2 protein-coding genes and 1 pseudogene are annotated in these 2337 nt (G+C 51.5%); 1 reads left to right on the top strand and 2 read right to left on the bottom strand.

What is annotated here, in order from left to right:
* Positions 1-117: 117 nt before the first annotated feature.
* A pseudogene (proY, locus tag BBW68_RS03810) lies at positions 118-396 on the bottom strand (proline-specific permease ProY); the annotation flags it as partial.
* A 55-nt stretch (positions 397-451) separates the two neighbouring features.
* Positions 452-1774, bottom strand: coding sequence for a branched-chain amino acid transport system II carrier protein (brnQ, locus tag BBW68_RS03805; protein ID WP_070134067.1), 1323 nt, complete (start codon positions 1772-1774; stop codon positions 452-454).
* Positions 1775-2150: 376 nt separating this feature from the next.
* Here brnQ and BBW68_RS03800 point away from each other — a divergent pair.
* On the top strand, positions 2151-2337 hold a 187-nt coding region (locus tag BBW68_RS03800), incomplete at its 3' end, for a transposase (protein ID WP_148127529.1).

Genomic DNA, 2337 nt, shown 5'->3' with positions numbered 1-2337 from the left:
TCATGCTGAGTCAAATATTTTCCCTTCATGCAACAGAGTCTCCGATAGGGTCAATACGGCTATTTTATCCGTAACTGATCGGTGGATCACTTTGTTGCATTTCGTTTGGGAATTGGCGGTCCAGCCTGTAATATAGCCGGATAGTGGACCGAGATAGTCCTGTGCATAGTGTGAGAAAGAGCTGGCTTGAGGGTTATTGACCGACATTTCGCCGAGCGCACGCATAATGATATATGCGGCGATACCGCCAATAACATAAGCAAGAAGAACGGCGGGACCGGCTATTTTTATGGCATCTGCCGAGCCATAAAACAGCCCGGTACCAATAGCTGAACCCAGAGCCATAAAACGAATATGGCGGGTACCCAGTCCCTTTTTGAGTGTTGTACTTGTCATTTTCCCACCTGTCGATTCTCCTTTCCCAAGGGAAAAAAGGGGAAAGTTTACAACGCTATTGCTGATGCGCAGTAACTGACTGCCGGCCTGAAACACGATCGTACACGGCTACCAATACCAGCATCACCAGTGAAGGCGGCAACCACGCCAGACCTTGATCGGCCAGCGGCAGATTTTGGGTAAAGGCAGGCAGCACGTCTTTAAAGTGGGTGGTTTTAATTGCATCAACGATACCGAACAGCAGGCTGACCAGCATGGTTAGCGCAATAATTCTCGTACTCTTATTCCACCAGCGCAGCGTAAAACTCAAGAGTACCAGCACAATGCACGGCGGATAAATCGCAGTTAACACTGGAATTGAGAATTGGATTAGCTGGCTGAGACCGAGGTTGGATACCACCATCGAGAATAAACTAAGAATAAACACCAGCTGGCGGTAGGTGAATGGCAAATGATGCTCAAAGAACTCAGCACAGGCACATGTCAGACCAACTGCAGTAACCATGCAGGCGATAAAAATAAGCGCCGCCAAGAAGAAACTGCCCATATCCCCGAAGGTGTGCTGCGCGTAGGCATGCAGAATAGCGGCACCATTGGCGTTCTGATCGACGATATATGCGCTGTCAGAGCCCAATTTAAACAGCGCCAGATAGACCAGCGTCAGGCCAACGCCAGCAATCAGACCGGCAATCACCGTGTAGCGGGTCAGCAGCTTCGCCTCGCTGATGCCACGCGAACGGGCAGCATTCACAATCACGATGCCAAACACCAAGGCCCCCAAGGTATCCATGGTCAGGTAACCATTGACGAAACCGCTGGAGAACGCCGCGCTCTGATAGTCCGCGGTGGCCGGTGCAAGACCGCCCGCGGGCCACAGCAGCGCCGCCACGGCAAGGATAGTCAGCGCGATAATTTTCAGAGGTGCCAGCACATGACCAACAGTGTCCAGCAGCTTGCCCGGATAGAGCGAGATGCCGATCACCAGCACGAAGTAAATCAGGCTGTAAATGAACAGCGGCAGCGGGCCGTTGCCGGTCAACGGGGCAATGCCCACTTCAAACGACACGGTGGCAGTACGCGGCGTGGCAAACAGCGGGCCAACGGCGAGGTAGCAGACGGTGGCCAGCACCAAGCCTGCAGTTTTACCGATGAGTGAGCTGAGAGCATCAATACCGCCCCCAACGCACGCCAGCGCAATCACGGTAATCACCGGCAGGCCTACAGCGGTGATCAGGAAGCCTTGGGCGGCAATCCAGACGTGTTCGCCGGACTGAATTCCGACCATTGGTGGGAAAATAATGTTTCCGGCACCGACAAACAGGGCAAAAGTCATAAAGCCCAGCGCCAGAATGTCTTTAGGAATTAAACGATGCGTCATAAGAATCGTGTTGCCTGTGGTGATGTTAAAAGTTGTGATGCTGTAATACATTTGCCCCGCTTGCTCTAAAAACGTCGCCAATTTATAACAATGCTAGTGGATTACACCATTTACTGTTCAAACAGGCAGCGATTCTGAGCGGGTTATTTTCTGTATGCAGGGGATTACGAAAAGAACGGGGCTAAGTAGAACGTTTATAGGGGAGAAAGGCAATACGGGATCGGAAAAGCAGGACGATATAGCGCAAAAAACTGCATAGCTAGTGTATATCTTTATCTTCTGCAAAAAAGCGTTACATGATTTGTAGTGGCACACTGATACTGGCCACCTGATTGGAAGGTGATATTCTCACCTTCCCAACACCACAGGTGACCCAATGGCTAAACATTTCACGCCAGAATTTAAGCTCGAAGCGGCGAAGTTAGTTGTCGACCACGGCTATACCTACGTTAAGGCCGCAGAGGCAGTTAACGTAAGCCATTCGGCTATCCCCCGTTGGGTGAATAAGCTGCGACTTGAGCGCCAGGGGAAAACGCCCGTCGGGCTTCCTCTGACGCCAGAAC

The sequence above is a fragment of the Candidatus Erwinia dacicola genome (genome assembly GCF_001756855.1).
Lineage (GTDB): Bacteria > Pseudomonadota > Gammaproteobacteria > Enterobacterales > Enterobacteriaceae > Erwinia > Erwinia dacicola.
The sequence above is the reverse complement of the archived record's forward strand: the minus strand, read 5'-3'. Positions and strand labels throughout refer to the sequence as shown.